The 14,051-nt window shown below is 36.7% G+C and carries 15 protein-coding genes; 10 read left to right on the top strand and 5 right to left on the bottom strand.

The window, feature by feature from the left end:
* Positions 1-55 precede the first annotated feature (55 nt).
* Positions 56-2,905 carry an aminomethyl-transferring glycine dehydrogenase gene (gcvP, locus tag OLM56_RS06505; protein ID WP_264528733.1) on the top strand — a complete coding sequence of 950 codons (2,850 nt, stop codon included), beginning with the start codon at positions 56-58 and terminating at the stop codon, positions 2,903-2,905.
* Positions 2,906-3,037: 132 nt separating this feature from the next.
* On the opposite strand, the gene OLM56_RS06500 is transcribed toward gcvP, so the two are convergent.
* The gene (locus tag OLM56_RS06500; RefSeq protein ID WP_121376950.1) at positions 3,038-3,562 is read right to left on the bottom strand and encodes a hypothetical protein; all 525 of its coding nucleotides are present in this window, start codon (positions 3,560-3,562) and stop codon (positions 3,038-3,040) included.
* Positions 3,563-3,680: 118 nt separating this feature from the next.
* On the opposite strand from OLM56_RS06500, the gene OLM56_RS06495 reads away from it, so the two are divergent.
* The 6 genes from OLM56_RS06495 to OLM56_RS06470 all read left to right on the top strand — a co-directional run bounded on the left by OLM56_RS06495 (position 3,681) and on the right by OLM56_RS06470 (position 8,375).
* Entirely contained in the window at positions 3,681-4,058 is a 378-nt protein-coding gene (locus OLM56_RS06495) for a group III truncated hemoglobin (RefSeq protein ID WP_264528732.1), read from the top strand.
* Positions 4,059-4,183: 125 nt separating this feature from the next.
* Positions 4,184-5,242 (top strand): 3-oxoacyl-ACP synthase III family protein, encoded by a 1,059-nt coding sequence (locus OLM56_RS06490; protein WP_264528731.1) that lies wholly within the window; start codon positions 4,184-4,186, stop codon positions 5,240-5,242.
* 72 nt (positions 5,243-5,314) lie between these two features.
* Positions 5,315-5,845, top strand: coding sequence for a methyltransferase (locus OLM56_RS06485; protein WP_264528730.1), 531 nt, complete (start codon positions 5,315-5,317; stop codon positions 5,843-5,845).
* A 13-nt stretch (positions 5,846-5,858) separates the two neighbouring features.
* On the top strand, positions 5,859-6,707 hold the full coding sequence (locus OLM56_RS06480; protein WP_264528729.1) for a glycosyltransferase family 2 protein: 849 nt from the start codon (positions 5,859-5,861) through the stop codon (positions 6,705-6,707).
* A gap of 133 nt (positions 6,708-6,840) precedes the next feature.
* On the top strand, positions 6,841-7,590 hold the full coding sequence (locus OLM56_RS06475; protein ID WP_121376894.1) for an MlaE family ABC transporter permease: 750 nt from the start codon (positions 6,841-6,843) through the stop codon (positions 7,588-7,590).
* Positions 7,587-8,375: an ABC transporter ATP-binding protein gene (locus tag OLM56_RS06470; RefSeq protein WP_121376895.1), complete on the top strand. Its 789-nt coding sequence runs from the start codon at positions 7,587-7,589 to the stop codon at positions 8,373-8,375. The genes OLM56_RS06475 and OLM56_RS06470 overlap by 4 nt, the downstream gene beginning before the upstream one ends.
* Positions 8,376-8,401: 26 nt before the next feature.
* On the opposite strand, the gene OLM56_RS06465 is transcribed toward OLM56_RS06470, so the two are convergent.
* Both OLM56_RS06465 and OLM56_RS06460 read right to left on the bottom strand, forming a co-directional pair.
* Positions 8,402-9,460 (bottom strand): mannose-1-phosphate guanylyltransferase, encoded by a 1,059-nt coding sequence (locus tag OLM56_RS06465; protein WP_264528728.1) that lies wholly within the window; start codon positions 9,458-9,460, stop codon positions 8,402-8,404.
* 80 nt (positions 9,461-9,540) lie between these two features.
* Entirely contained in the window at positions 9,541-10,140 is a 600-nt protein-coding gene (locus OLM56_RS06460) for a SprT-like domain-containing protein (RefSeq protein ID WP_121376897.1), read from the bottom strand.
* 47 nt (positions 10,141-10,187) lie between these two features.
* Between OLM56_RS06460 and OLM56_RS06455 the strand changes: the two genes are divergently transcribed.
* Together OLM56_RS06455 and OLM56_RS06450 are read left to right on the top strand one after the other, a co-directional pair.
* Positions 10,188-10,862, top strand: coding sequence for a class I SAM-dependent methyltransferase (locus OLM56_RS06455; RefSeq protein WP_264528727.1), 675 nt, complete (start codon positions 10,188-10,190; stop codon positions 10,860-10,862).
* Positions 10,859-11,575, top strand: coding sequence for a VanW family protein (locus tag OLM56_RS06450; protein ID WP_264528726.1), 717 nt, complete (start codon positions 10,859-10,861; stop codon positions 11,573-11,575). The genes OLM56_RS06455 and OLM56_RS06450 overlap by 4 nt, the downstream gene beginning before the upstream one ends.
* Here OLM56_RS06450 and OLM56_RS06445 read toward each other — a convergent pair.
* Positions 11,561-12,238 carry an SDR family NAD(P)-dependent oxidoreductase gene (locus tag OLM56_RS06445; protein ID WP_264528725.1) on the bottom strand — a complete coding sequence of 226 codons (678 nt, stop codon included), beginning with the start codon at positions 12,236-12,238 and terminating at the stop codon, positions 11,561-11,563. The genes OLM56_RS06450 and OLM56_RS06445 overlap by 15 nt on opposite strands.
* 37 nt (positions 12,239-12,275) lie before the next feature.
* A complete protein-coding gene (locus OLM56_RS06440; protein WP_264528724.1) occupies positions 12,276-13,220 on the bottom strand; it encodes a M28 family peptidase in 945 nt (314 codons plus the stop codon).
* Between the two features lie 384 nt (positions 13,221-13,604).
* Here OLM56_RS06440 and OLM56_RS06435 point away from each other — a divergent pair, with 384 nt between their 5' ends.
* On the top strand, positions 13,605-13,898 hold the full coding sequence (locus tag OLM56_RS06435; RefSeq protein ID WP_121376903.1) for a hypothetical protein: 294 nt from the start codon (positions 13,605-13,607) through the stop codon (positions 13,896-13,898).
* The last annotated feature ends 153 nt before the right edge of the window (positions 13,899-14,051 follow it).

The following is a 14,051-nucleotide window of genomic DNA, read 5'->3' as shown; positions in this document are numbered from 1 at the left end:
TTTTGAGATTAATAAGTACTTTTGTGCCACAAAAAACAACCCACTACAATATTATATGAAAACAGATGCTTTTGCTTTAAGACATATCGGTCCGAGAGAAAACGATTTGCAGCACATGCTGAAAACTATTGGTGTTGAATCAATTGACCAGTTGATTTATGAAACGCTTCCGGATGACATCCGTCTAAAAGCGCCATTGAATTTAGAACCAGCAATGACTGAATATGAATATTTGAATCACATTCAGAAATTAGGAAATAAAAATAAAGTATTCAAATCATATATTGGTTTGGGTTATCATCCAGCTATCGTTCCTGCGGCTATCCAAAGAAATGTTTTTGAAAATCCAGGATGGTACACGGCATATACGCCGTACCAAGCTGAAATCGCACAAGGCCGTTTGGAAGCTTTGTTGAATTACCAAACGACTGTTATCGAATTGACAGGCATGGAAATTGCCAACGCTTCTTTACTTGACGAAGGAACTGCCGCTGCAGAAGCCATGGCATTGCTTTTCGACGTAAGAACGCGCGACCAAAAGAAAAACAATGCAAACAAATTCTTCGTTTCTGAAGAAATATTGCCTCAGACTTTATCAGTCCTACAAACTCGTTCGACTCCAATTGGCGTAGAATTAGTTATCGGAAACCATGAAGAATTTACTTTCGGAAATGATTTCTTTGGAGCTATTCTTCAATACCCAGGTAAATTTGGACAAGTCTATGATTACGCTGGATTTATTTCTCAAGCAAAATCAAACGAAATAAAAGTAGCCGTTGCTGCTGATATCTTAAGCTTGGTAAAATTAACTTCTCCTGGTGAATTAGGAGCTGATGTAGTTGTTGGAACAACGCAACGTTTCGGAATTCCGATGGGTTATGGCGGTCCACACGCAGCTTATTTCGCCACAAAAGAAGAATACAAAAGAAGCATGCCAGGAAGAATCATCGGCGTGACTGTTGACACGAACGGAAACCGTGCACTTCGTATGGCGTTACAGACTCGTGAACAGCATATCAAACGCGAAAAAGCAACTTCAAATATTTGTACGGCTCAAGTACTTTTGGCTGTTATGGCCGGAATGTATGCAGTATACCACGGTCCGAAAGGATTGGAATATATCGCTGACAAAGTTCATGCTTCGGCAGTAACTACAGCAGAAGCCTTGAATAAAATCGGAATTACCCAAACGAACACTTCTTTCTTCGACACGATTGTCGTGAAAGCAGATGCTCAAAAAGTAAAAGCGATTGCCGAGAAAAACGAATTCAATTTCTATTATATCGATAACGAAACGGTTTCCATTTCATTTAACGAAACAACCAGCTTGGCAGATATCAACACGATCGTGGCTATTTTTGCTGAAGCTGCAGGAAAAGAAACCGTGAAAGTAACCGAATTGGCTACACAAATCAACTACCAAGAAAGCTTAAACAGAACAAGCACTTTCTTGACACACGAGGTTTTCAACAAACACCATTCGGAAACAGCTTTGATGCGTTACATCAAAATGCTGGAAAGAAAGGATTTGGCTTTGAACCACTCGATGATTTCATTAGGATCTTGTACGATGAAATTGAACGCTGCAGCAGAAATGTTGCCGCTAAGCATGGCAAATTGGAACAACATTCACCCATTTGCTCCAGTAGAACAAGCGGAAGGATACCAAATCATGCTTAAAAAATTAGAAGAGCAGTTAAACGTTGTGACTGGTTTTGCCGGAACAACTTTACAGCCTAATTCTGGTGCTCAAGGCGAATATGCAGGTTTGATGGTTATTCGTGCGTACCACCAGTCAAGAGGCGAATCACACAGAAATATCGCTTTGATTCCAGCTTCGGCTCACGGAACAAACCCAGCAACGGCAACAATGGCAGGAATGCATGTTGTGGTAACAAAAACATCTGAAAACGGAAACATTGACGTTGAAGATTTAAGAGCAAAAGCAATTCAATATAAAGATAACTTGGCGTGTTTGATGGTAACCTATCCATCGACTCACGGGGTTTACGAAGCTTCTATTATTGAAGTGACAAAAATCATCCACGAAAATGGAGGTCAGGTTTATATGGACGGTGCCAACATGAATGCACAAGTTGGATTGACAAACCCAGCCACTATTGGTGCTGATGTTTGCCACTTGAACCTACATAAAACGTTTGCCATTCCTCACGGCGGCGGTGGACCTGGAGTTGGGCCGATCTGTGTTGCAAAACACTTGGTAGAATTCTTGCCAACAAATCCAGTAATTGCAACAGGAGGCGACAACGCAATCACGGCAATTTCTGCAGCACCTTGGGGTTCTGCTTTGGTTTGCTTGATTTCTTACGGATACATCACAATGCTTGGTGCTGAAGGCTTGACAAGTTCAACACATCATGCTATTTTGAATGCCAATTATATCAAAGAAAGATTAAACGGTCATTATGCGACTTTATATTCTGGAGAAATGGGACGTGCGGCTCACGAAATGATTATCGAATGCCGTCCGTTTAAAGAAAAAGGAATTGAAGTAACAGATATCGCAAAACGTTTGATGGATTATGGCTTCCATGCTCCGACAGTTTCTTTTCCAGTAGCAGGAACTTTGATGATCGAGCCAACAGAAAGCGAAAACTTAGAAGAATTAGACCGTTTCTGCGATGCGATGATTTCCATCAGAAAAGAAATCGAGAACGCTTCTGCAGACGACAAAAATAACGTCTTGAAAAATTCTCCTCATACATTGGCAATGCTAACGGCGGACACTTGGGATTTCCCATACACAAGAGAAGACGCAGCTTTCCCATTAGAATATATTGCTGAGAATAAATTCTGGCCATCAGTTCGTAGAGTTGATGATGCTTATGGAGACAGAAACTTAGTTTGTTCTTGTGCTCCGATAGAAGCTTATATGGAAAGTTAATTCCTTAAAATAGATCGATAAAAACCGATAGTTTTAAAAGCTATCGGTTTTTTTTATATCTGAACATAAAAAATTACAGCATAAAAAATGCCCCGATTTCTCGAGGCATTTGATTTATTAAGAAAACTTATATTAGTATTTGTAAGCTACTCCTTTTTTGATAGCTTGAGAGCCACCTAATGAATTTGAGCTAGCTCCAACAGTAGTCTTGTCTGCAGTTAATAAAATAAAAGGACATCCAAGTTTGGCCGCTTCCATTTTTAGTTTTTTCTCTGCTTTTTTATCTCCTGTATTTCCTGTTTGGAAGTTAATTAGACCTGTTTTTCCTCTAACTTCTTCACCTTTTTTCAATCCAGCGATATACGATTTCTCTTCTAGGATTACGACTTTTTCCCAATCTTTTTCAGAGTTCACAATAATTTTTTCAGAAACCTCTTCTACTCTTCCGCTTTTTCCGTAAACGATTTTTTCAATGGCATACTTACCAATAGAATTTTCTGCATCTTCACCATCATATTTAAACACGATAACATATTCATCCAAACGGATTACTTTTCCATTAACAGTTTCCCCATTGTGCTTGAAGATTTTGTCAGTTTGTGCAAAAATTAATGAGGAGGTCATTAACAACATCAGTAATAAAATACTTTTTTTCATTTTTCTAAGTTAATTGTTGATTTTGGCGCCAAATATAACATTTTTACTTACAAAAAAAACATAATTTATTTTTTAATCCTCAAGATATTAACCTAATTTTAAACTTTTCCGAAAAAACATGATAAAAGATATTGAAAATCGTGAGGATTTAGTAATGTTAATGTCCAAATTCTACAGCAAACTACTTAAAGACGACACGATAAGCTACTTATTTACCGACATCGCCAAAATAAACCTTGAAGAACATCTTCCTATTATTACAGATTTCTGGAACCTGAGCTTGTTTGGCAAAGGCAATTATAAAAATAACGTACTCCAACTTCACTTAGACCTCAATAAAAAGTCAAATTTAACGCCTGAACACTTCAAAACATGGCTTGCTACCTTTAATTTGACTGTTGATGAAAACTTTTCAGGAGAAAATTCGGAACGGATTAAAACCAAAGCTTTATCCATTTCGACCGTTATGCAGATTAAATTACACAAATCAGCATAAAATAAAAGCATATCATTAATATTCTTTCAAAAAAATGACGATATCATAATTATATGCATGCATAGCATTTTTTGTTGTCGGCCCATTAATTTTTAATACATTAGCATAATCTATAAACTTTCAAGATGAATATAAAAATAATTGGTTCTGGCAGTTACATTCCAGAAATCAAAATAACAAACCAAGATTTTGATAAGCATGTTTTTCTAAGTGAAGATGGAACGCCTTTGTCTCATTCTACAGAAGTCATTATTGGAAAATTTAAAGATATTACCGGAATAGAAGAACGTCGTTATGTCGACAACGAATTGCTTGCTTCCGACATCGCTTTTTTGGCATCACAACGTGCCATAGAAGATGCAAAAATTGACCCTGAAACAATTGACTATATCATACTTGCGCATAATTTTGGAGATGTAAAACACGGCAAAATTCAGTCAGACATGATTCCGAGTTTGGCCTCAAGAGTCAAACATAGGCTTCAGATTAAAAATCCGAAATGCGTGGCCTATGATATTCTTTTCGGATGTCCAGGATGGATTGAAGGTACGCTCCAAGCCAACGCTTACATCAAATCAGGAATGGCCAAACGTTGCCTTGTGATTGGAGCCGAAACACTTTCAAGAGTTATCGATCCGCATGATCGCGATTCGATGATTTATGCCGATGGTGCTGGAGCGACCATTGTAGAAGGCACGGAAGATAGCGAAGGAATATTATCGTATGAAAGCGCCACATTTGCATATGAAGAAGCCAACTACTTGTATTTTGGAGAATCCTATAATAAAGATTTGGATCCAGACGTACGTTATATCAAAATGTTCGGCCGAAAAATCTATGAATTTGCATTGAGCCAAGTTCCCTGTGCCATGAAGAGCTGCCTTGGGAAAAGCGGTATTGATATTTCTGAAGTCAAAAAGATTCTTATACATCAGGCCAACGAAAAAATGGACGAGGCAATAATTCACCGATTTTATAAATTATTTCAGCAAACGCCGCCCAAAGACATTATGCCGATGAGCATCCATAAATTTGGCAATAGCAGCGTTGCAACAGTCCCAACCTTATACGACCTTTTAATGAAAGGAAAAATCGAAAATCAGAAACTTCATAAGGGAGATGTTATTATCTTTGCATCCGTTGGCGCAGGAATGAATGTCAACGCATTTACTTATAGACTATAAAAAGTTCCAGTTTCAGGTTTCAAGCTGTCATTGCAATACTTTGAAAACTTGAAACCTTAAACTTGAAACACGATGTACGAAAAAACGTTTCCTAACAAAAGATTCAAGCATACGCTGGATTTTTTAAACAAGCATATTACTTCTTCAGAAACAATCCTCGATTTAGGAGTGGAAAATCCATTCTCAAAAATCATGAAAGAGGAAGGTTTTAAAGTCCTAAACACGACAGGTGAAGATCTGGACAATGACCAGGCTGCGCTTCAGGGAGAGCACTATACTGTAACAACAGCATTTGAGATATTCGAGCATCTGTTGAATCCTTATACCGTATTGCAAAATATAAAATCCGACAAGCTATTTATTTCTATACCGTTGCGTCTTTGGTTTTCTCCGGCCTATCGCAGCAAAACCGATATGTGGGACCGCCATTATCACGAATTTGAGGATTGGCAGCTTGACTGGCTGTTGGAAAAAACAGGCTGGAAAATAATCGATAGGCAAAAATGGACAAATCCAGTCAAGAAATTTGGAATCAGACCCTTATTGCGAAGATTCACAAACAGGTATTATATTGTCTACGCAGAGAAAATTCATAATTCATAATTCATAATTCATTATGAACTATTATATCGTCATTCCAGCGCATAACGAAGAAGCTTTTATCGCTTTAACTTTGCAGTCTTTAGCAAATCAAACGCTCCTGCCTGCAAAAGTAGTTGTCGTTGATGACAATTCGACGGATAAGACTTCTGAAATTGTTCAAGAATTTGCATCAAAATATCCTTTCATCCATCTGGTAAAAAGAACTTCTGAAGCCATCCATCTTCCTGGAAGCAAGGTCATCCAGGCTTTTCACAAAGGATATGAAACGTTGGACGAAAATTATGATGTAATCGTAAAACTGGATGCCGACTTGATTCTGCCAGCAAATTATTTCGAAACGATTATCACTATTTTCAAATCGGACTCAAAAATCGGCATGGCCGGAGGATTTGCGTATATCGAAAAAAACGGTGATTGGATACTTGAAAACCTTACCGACAAGGATCATATACGTGGCGCTTTTAAAGCATATCGAAAAGAATGCTTTCTACAAATCGGGACTCTAAAGCCTGCTATGGGCTGGGACACTGTAGACGAACTGCTTTGCAAATTCTACGGCTGGAAAGTAGTAACCGACGCCTCCTTAAAAGTAAAACATCTCAAACCGACTGGAGCTAACTACAACAAAACTGCCCGTTATAAACAAGGAGAAGCATTCTATAGTTTAGGCTATGGGTTTCTTATTACAGCTATTGCTTCGGCTAAATTAGCAATGCTTAAGAAAAAACCTTTCTTGTTTTTTGACTACATCAAAGGTTTTCTAAAGGCAAAAACAGCAAAAAAGCCTCTTTTGGTAACAGAAGAACAAGCACGGTTTATCAGAAGCTACCGCCTGAAAAAAATGAAGGAAAAGTTAATTTAATGGTACGTTACCATTTTCATGACTATCTTTAGTCCAATCGCTTTTATCTATTTAGCAGTTTCTCAAAAAAACTCATAATCCATAACCAGCAACTCATAACAAATTTCGTATTTTAGCCATAATTTAGAAACGTATAATGATAATTCGATACTTAACCCAAATAGGCCGCTATTTTATCATGTTGAAGGAAATCTTCAATAAACCGACAAAATGGTCCTATATGAAGCAGCTCATCTTAAAAGAAATAGACGATTTGATTATCGGATCTTTAGGAATCGTTGCTTTTATCTCTTTCTTTATTGGCGGTGTTGTTGCGATACAAACTGCCTTAAACTTGACCAATCCTCTGATTCCAAAAACCTTGATCGCTTTTGCCACAAGGCAATCTGTAATATTAGAATTTGCGCCTACTTTTATTTCGATCATCATGGCCGGAAAAGTAGGGTCTTTCATTACTTCCAGTATCGGAACAATGAGGGTTACGGAGCAGATTGATGCTTTAGAAGTTATGGGAGTAAATTCGCTAAACTACTTAGTTTTCCCAAAAATAGCTGCTTTGATGCTTTACCCGTTCGTAATTGCATTAAGTATGTTTTTAGGAATTTTAGGCGGTTATATGGCTTCTGTTTATGGCGACTTGACCTCTAGCGATGAGTTTATTACCGGATTACAAACCGATTTTATTCCGTTTCACATTGTGTATGCATTTATAAAAACAATGGTATATGCCTTTATCTTGGCAACCATTCCTTCTTTTCATGGCTATTACATGAAAGGCGGTGCTTTAGAAGTAGGTAAAGCGAGTACGGTTTCATTTGTTTGGACGAGTGTCGTGGTTATTCTCATGAACTTTATATTAACACAATTACTTTTAAGCTCATGATCGAAGTAAAAGATATAAAAAAATCGTTTGGTGATTCACAAATCTTAAAAGGGATTTCTACCACCTTTGAGGCTGGAAAAACCAATCTTATTATCGGGCGAAGTGGCTCTGGAAAAACCGTTTTGCTTAAGACATTGCTTGGAATTCACACTCCAGATGAAGGATCTATATCTTTCAACGGAAAAATTTATTCTGAATTGACTCCAGATGAAAAACGAGAATTGAGAACCGAAATCGGAATGGTTTTTCAAGGAAGCGCTCTTTTTGATTCCATGACAGTGGAAGAAAATGTGGGCTTCCCGCTAAAAATGTTTTCCAACAAGAAAAAGAGCGAAATCCGCGATCGCGTCAATCAAGTACTAGAAAGAGTTAATCTTGTGGATGCCAATAAAAAATTTCCTTCTGAAATTTCTGGAGGTATGCAAAAGCGTGTTGCTATTGCAAGAGCTATTGTAAACAATCCGAAATATCTTTTTTGTGATGAGCCAAACTCAGGATTAGACCCAGAAACCTCTATCCTTATTGATGTCCTGATCCAAGAAATTACGAAAGAATACAATATGACTACGGTCATAAATACGCACGACATGAACTCCGTCTTGCAGATTGGCGAAAAAATCGTCTTCTTAAAAAACGGACTGAAAGAATGGGAAGGAAACAACGAAGAAATTTTAGAGACTAAGAACAAATCTATCGTTGAGTTTGTCTACTCATCAGACCTATTCAAAAAAGTCAGGGAAAGCCTTTTGGCCGATGCTGATGAAGAAGAAAACAACAATAAATAAAAAAAGCCTGCAGAAGCAGGCTTTTTTTATTTATTTATAATTGCTGTAATTCGTTTTATCTCTTGTTCTTTATCCTTTGGATAAATCAGTAATACGTCTTCTCTATCGACAATTATATAATCATTCAGTCCGTCAATAACAATCAATTTCTTCGCATCAGTTCGGATGATATTATTTGAGGCATTTTCTAAAAAAACTGTAGCATTAACCACAGCATTCAACTGATTATCTTTAGGGAGTTTCTCATACAAAGAACCCCAAGTACCCAGATCATTCCAATCAAAAGTAGCCGGAAGCACAAATACATTTGATGCTTTTTCCATAACCGCATAATCGATAGAAATATTTTCCGCATCGGCATAATTCTCTTCAATAAAGACTTTTTCCAAATCAGAATTATAGTTTTCAAAGCCTTTCATAAACAAGCTATACAGCTGTGGCTGAAAAACCTCAAAGGCTTGGATAATTGATTTTACGCTCCAAATAAATATGCCTGCATTCCACAGAAAATTTCCGCTTTTCAAAAACTCTTTGGCGGTTTCATAATCTGGTTTTTCTCTGAATTGGCTTACTTTTTTTATAGAATTTTCATCCAATTTATCATATTCAATATAGCCAAAACCTGTATTAGGAAAAGTCGGCTGAATACCTAGAGTCATTAAGGCATTATCTTTTTCGCAAAAGTCGAAAGCAACCTGAAGATCGTTTATGAATGCTCCTTGATCTTCAATCCAATGATCGCTTGGCGCTACAACCATTACGGCATCCGGATTTATTTTTTTTATTTTTAAGGAAGCGTATAAAATACAAGGCGCCGTATTTCTCATTGCTGGCTCCAACAAAACCTGTTCTTGTTTGGCTTCAGGAAGTTGAGCCAAGACCAAATCATTGTATTTTTCGTTTGTCAGGATAAAAATATTTTCTGCCGGAATCAGCTTAGATAATCTGCTAAATGTTTTTTGGATGAGAGTTTCCCCTGTCCCCAGCATATCGTGAAACTGCTTTGGAAATTCGCTAGTGCTCACTGGCCAAAATCGAGAGCCAACACCACCAGCCATTAGTATGGCAAAATAATTCTTATTCATATTTGGATTATATTTTTACAATCTATGTAAATATTCTTAATTCTAAACTTAAATCAAAATGGTTTAATTAACATTTAACATCAGCTGGGCAAAAGCTCTACTTCTGCATTCGGATTAAATAAATAAATTCTTCCTGAACTTACTTCTAGGCATTCAAACCGTTTGATCCTTTGAGCACCTTTTTTAAATATCTTTCCGTTATGGATTCTAAACAAACTTCCATAAGGTATCTCAAATATATAATTCTTATCGTTTCCTTCGTCAAATTGTTTTAAGGCCAAAGACAAGGTCGCATCCGTGTCGCTGCTTGCTGCCGGATTCCTAAAATGCCTTGCCATCAGTGGCAATATATGGCTTGGGAAAATTTCAGGGCGTATAAAAGGAACCATCAATTGCTGAAAGGTATATTTCCATTCATTGCCGTGGGGCTTGATATTCCTGCCAAACTTCTTAAAAGCGACCAGATGTGCTATTTCATGAATCAAAGTCATGAGAAATTTATATTTATTCAGGCTGGAATTTATAGTGATTTCATGTTTGCCGCTGGCTCCTTTCCTATAATCGCCATGGCGTGTCATACGTTCATTGACAATTTTTAGATGGACTTCATTGGCTTTAATTAACTCGAAACACGGCTCGACAGCGTGTTCAGGGAGATATTTTGACAAGACTTCACTCATTATTACAAATTTATTTATTTTTGGTAGAAATGCTATACATTTATGATATGATTGAAGAAATAAAAATATATTATGATGAATTAGCATCGACTTATGATCAAAATAGGTTTGGGAATTCGTATGGAACTTATATCGATTCTCAAGAAAGAGCCTACTTGAAAAAGAACTTGCCTCTTCTTGATTCCAGCAACATCTTGGATTTAGGTTGCGGAACAGGAAGATTTTTAGATCATGCAACCCATGGCGCTGACATTAGCCCAAAAATGATTGAAGTTGCAAAAAGCAAGTTTTCGAACAAAGAAATCAGATTAGGAAGTGTTTCCGAAATTCCATACCCAGATGCTTTTTTTGATGTTATATTTTCTTTTCATGTGCTTATGCATCTCGACAAGACAATCGTTAATGAATTCCTTCAAGAATCACATCAAAAATTAAAAAAAGAAGGCCGGTTGATTTTCGACTTTCCTTCTAAAAAGAGAAGAAGACAGTTCAAATACAAAAACGAAGGCTGGCATGGCGCTAATGATTTCTCAATTAAAGACATAGAAAACTTGATCGAATCAAATTGGAAGATAAAGCATCGTCGGGGAATTCTTTTTTTTCCTATCCATCGGTTTCCTTCTTCTATCCGACCCTTATTGCAAAAGATCGATACTTTTTTTTGCAAGACCTTTCTCAAAGAGTATTCTTCTTACCTCATTATTGAATTAGAAAAAACATGAATGCGAAAAGACTTATCCCGACGGTCGTAAAGCTAAAATTCAAAATACTAAAAAGGTATATTACTGATTTAGGATTTATTTCTAAAAATCGTTTTGCCAAAAAAAGACCACTAGAAAATATTTCTGGCTTCTCAATCACAACCGAGCAGGAAATAAAAAAAGGAACTTTTTTAGAAAACAAAACCCACAACTTGCAGCTGGCTTCAAAAGCCATTAATGAGATTTGCGTCCTCCCAAATGAATTATTTTCTTTTTGGAAAATAGTTGGAAATCCTTCGGAAAGAAACGGATTTAAAAAAGGAAGAAATATCGTAAACCAAAAAATTTCCGAAGAAGTCGGCGGCGGACTCTGCCAGCTTTCGGGAATCATCTATCATACGGCATTGAAAGCCAATCTTAAGATATTGGAAAGGCACAATCATTCTGTCGACATCTATTCAGAAGAAGAACGATTCACTCCTTTGGGTGCCGATGCTACTGTAGTTTATGGGTACAAAGATTTGAGAATTGTAAACAACAATCCTTTTCCGATACAATTCAAAATCGAAATCGAAGGTTCTCGTATTGTTTGCGCACTAAACAGTCCACAGGAAATAGAAGAGCATAAAATAACCTTCAATATTGTCGATAAGGGTAAAAAAATAGAAGTAATTACTTTTATAGACACCAAAAAGGTTGCTATTTCTTTTTACAACAAATTAAGGAGTCGATGAAGAAACCTGCAAGACTTTGCCATTATAAAACTTATTCCCTTTTAAGGTAAAATCATAAATGTAATCTGCCATTTCTTTTGCCGAAAGCGGAGCTTGATATCCTGGGAAGGCTTCCGCAAGCATTTCTGTCTGTACCGAGCCTAATGCCAAAACATTAAAAGAAATTCCTCTTTCTTTATATTCTTCTGAAAGCAGTTCGGAAAGTGTTATTACTGCTCCCTTGCTGGAACTGTAGGCAGAAAGACCGGCAAACTTCATGCTCCCTTGTATTCCGCCCATGCTGCTGATGGTAACGACATGGCTTCCTGGTTTCAGATAAGGCAAAGAAATTCGTGTCAGCGAAGCAACTCCGAAAACATTTACCTTATAAATCTTCTCGAAATCTTGAGTAGAGGTTTCAGAAAATGGCTTCAGCAATAGCGCTCCCGCATTATGTATTATCGCATCGACTTGCTTCCACGCAGAAGAAAGGAAATTTTCGATTTTTGCTAGATCTTCTTCAATTGATAAATCAACAGACAAGCATGTAATGTTTTTATTTTCTAAAAGTGCCTGTGGCGTTTTTCGAGAAATTGCCAAAACTTGATGTCCTGCGTTTGCAAACAGCAAAGCCAATTCGTAACCGATTCCCCTGCTTGTTCCTGTTATGATGATGTTTTTCATTTCAATTAAACTTTCGGCTCCTTTTGGTCCGCATCCATTATTTTTTTAGGGTAATTTCCTTTGTAGGAGTATTTGCCATTTTTTCGATTACCGGCAGCATGTCTTGGATAAAGGAAGTCATGTGGGCCGTATCCATTAGCTTGAACTCATCTTGTACTTGGTGATAATAGTCGAAATTCTCAAAATCGAAAGTACAAACTGTCTGGGCTGGAATATTGAATTCTGTAAAAAACGGATAATTATCAGAAGCCATAAACAGTCTATAGGTGAGTTCTTGCTGTACAAACCCAATCAGATTTTTGCCAGAATACTCATTGAATTTTGAAGCCATGTTCGATTTCCCATAACCTGTAATATAGGCCGTGAAATCACGTTTCATAGGAACTCCGATCATTTCAAAATTCAACATCGTATAAATATTAAAGTTTTTTTCTTTCAACTTTTTAGCCAAATGCTTTGAACCTAGCAGTCCTTCTTCTTCGGCAGAAAAGAACACAAAAAGAATGCTTCTTTTATTCGATTTTGTCTTACCGAAATATTTCACGATTTCAGTTACCGCTGTAGTTCCAGAAGCATTATCATTTGCTCCGTTATTTATATTATCTCCGTCAATTGCCTTTTCCGCCAAACCGATATGATCATAATGGGCACTGACCACTACAAATTCTTTTTTAAGCTTTGGATCGTTTCCTTCCAAATAACCTACAATATTATAAGTGGTTTTAGGATAGTTGGAAAGTGTATCTTTATAAGTGGAGAAATAAGGCTTGATGGAATTCTCTGAAAAAACTTTTTCAAGATATTGGGCTGCCTTATCAATTCCGGGTGAACCCGCAGCTCTCCCTTGCAGTTCGTCGGAAGCAAGAAACTCTAATGTTTTAGCGACTGACTGCTGCTCTACTTTATAAGCAACAACTGGGGAATTTGATTTGCAGCTTAGTAGGGCACACAAAAAAAACAGAGAAACTATTTTTTTAATCATCGGTCTATAATTGACGGGTTGGCTTTGGCTAAAGTAAAAAAAATAAGGCAATAATTGAGAATCTGTAAAGGATAAATAAGGAGGCAATTACATAGCATTTTTCTAAAAATAGAGCACAGAGGTGTCATTTCGCATTTTTTTATATCTGATATCAGCGATTCCACATTCTCAAAACGCCATTAAATTTGTTGAATTCCACACTTTTTCTGTTCGTTTTCCACACAATTACACAAATTCCCCAGTAGCAACAAAAAATAAAAACAAACAAAAACCATTGATTACCAGATATTTATACATAATCAGCATTACCTTTCACGTAATGGCACATTTATTTCTATTAATTAATCGAAAAAGAAAACAACACAATACCACAAAAAAATTGTTATGAAAAAGATTTTAATATTAGCCGCATTAGTATTAGGTTTTGGAATAAACGCTACGGCATCAGAAAAAACGACAACTGAAATTTCCGTTATCCAGGAAAAACAATATAAACCAATTGAACCATCTGCTATTCCAGCTGATGCGTTAAAAACCATCAGTTCAAAATATGGTGGATATACAATAAAGGAAGCTCACGTAGCTGACGATGGAGAGTACAAATTGATTCTATCAAAAGATGATAAGACTGTAACTGCATACTTCACGTCAAAAGGTGAGTTTATAAAAGAAGCATAGTTTAAGTTAAGTTTGTTGAAGGAAGAATTTATATTCTTCGCAATATTAAAGGAGATGTGGGGGCATCTCCTTTATTGTTTTTATATTATAACATATATTAACACTTAAAATTGGTTTAAAATTTTAAATTTGTGAAAAACATTACTACACCCC

This window comes from Flavobacterium sp. N2550 (assembly GCF_025947265.1).
GTDB lineage: Bacteria > Bacteroidota > Bacteroidia > Flavobacteriales > Flavobacteriaceae > Flavobacterium > Flavobacterium endophyticum.
This window is presented reverse-complemented; position numbering and strand designations above follow the sequence as displayed.

Coding starts and splice junctions, on each gene's coding strand:
- gcvP (WP_264528733.1), top strand. CDS start 56: ATGAAAACAGATGCTTTTGCTTTAAGACATATCGGTCCGAGAGAAAAC.
- OLM56_RS06500 (WP_121376950.1), bottom strand. CDS start 3,562: ATGAAAAAAAGTATTTTATTACTGATGTTGTTAATGACCTCCTCATTA.
- OLM56_RS06495 (WP_264528732.1), top strand. CDS start 3,681: ATGATAAAAGATATTGAAAATCGTGAGGATTTAGTAATGTTAATGTCC.
- OLM56_RS06490 (WP_264528731.1), top strand. CDS start 4,184: ATGAATATAAAAATAATTGGTTCTGGCAGTTACATTCCAGAAATCAAA.
- OLM56_RS06485 (WP_264528730.1), top strand. CDS start 5,315: ATGTACGAAAAAACGTTTCCTAACAAAAGATTCAAGCATACGCTGGAT.
- OLM56_RS06480 (WP_264528729.1), top strand. CDS start 5,859: ATGAACTATTATATCGTCATTCCAGCGCATAACGAAGAAGCTTTTATC.
- OLM56_RS06470 (WP_121376895.1), top strand. CDS start 7,587: ATGATCGAAGTAAAAGATATAAAAAAATCGTTTGGTGATTCACAAATC.
- OLM56_RS06465 (WP_264528728.1), bottom strand. CDS start 9,460: ATGAATAAGAATTATTTTGCCATACTAATGGCTGGTGGTGTTGGCTCT.
- OLM56_RS06460 (WP_121376897.1), bottom strand. CDS start 10,140: ATGAGTGAAGTCTTGTCAAAATATCTCCCTGAACACGCTGTCGAGCCG.
- OLM56_RS06455 (WP_264528727.1), top strand. CDS start 10,188: ATGATTGAAGAAATAAAAATATATTATGATGAATTAGCATCGACTTAT.
- OLM56_RS06450 (WP_264528726.1), top strand. CDS start 10,859: ATGAATGCGAAAAGACTTATCCCGACGGTCGTAAAGCTAAAATTCAAA.
- OLM56_RS06445 (WP_264528725.1), bottom strand. CDS start 12,238: ATGAAAAACATCATCATAACAGGAACAAGCAGGGGAATCGGTTACGAA.
- OLM56_RS06440 (WP_264528724.1), bottom strand. CDS start 13,220: ATGATTAAAAAAATAGTTTCTCTGTTTTTTTTGTGTGCCCTACTAAGC.
- OLM56_RS06435 (WP_121376903.1), top strand. CDS start 13,605: ATGAAAAAGATTTTAATATTAGCCGCATTAGTATTAGGTTTTGGAATA.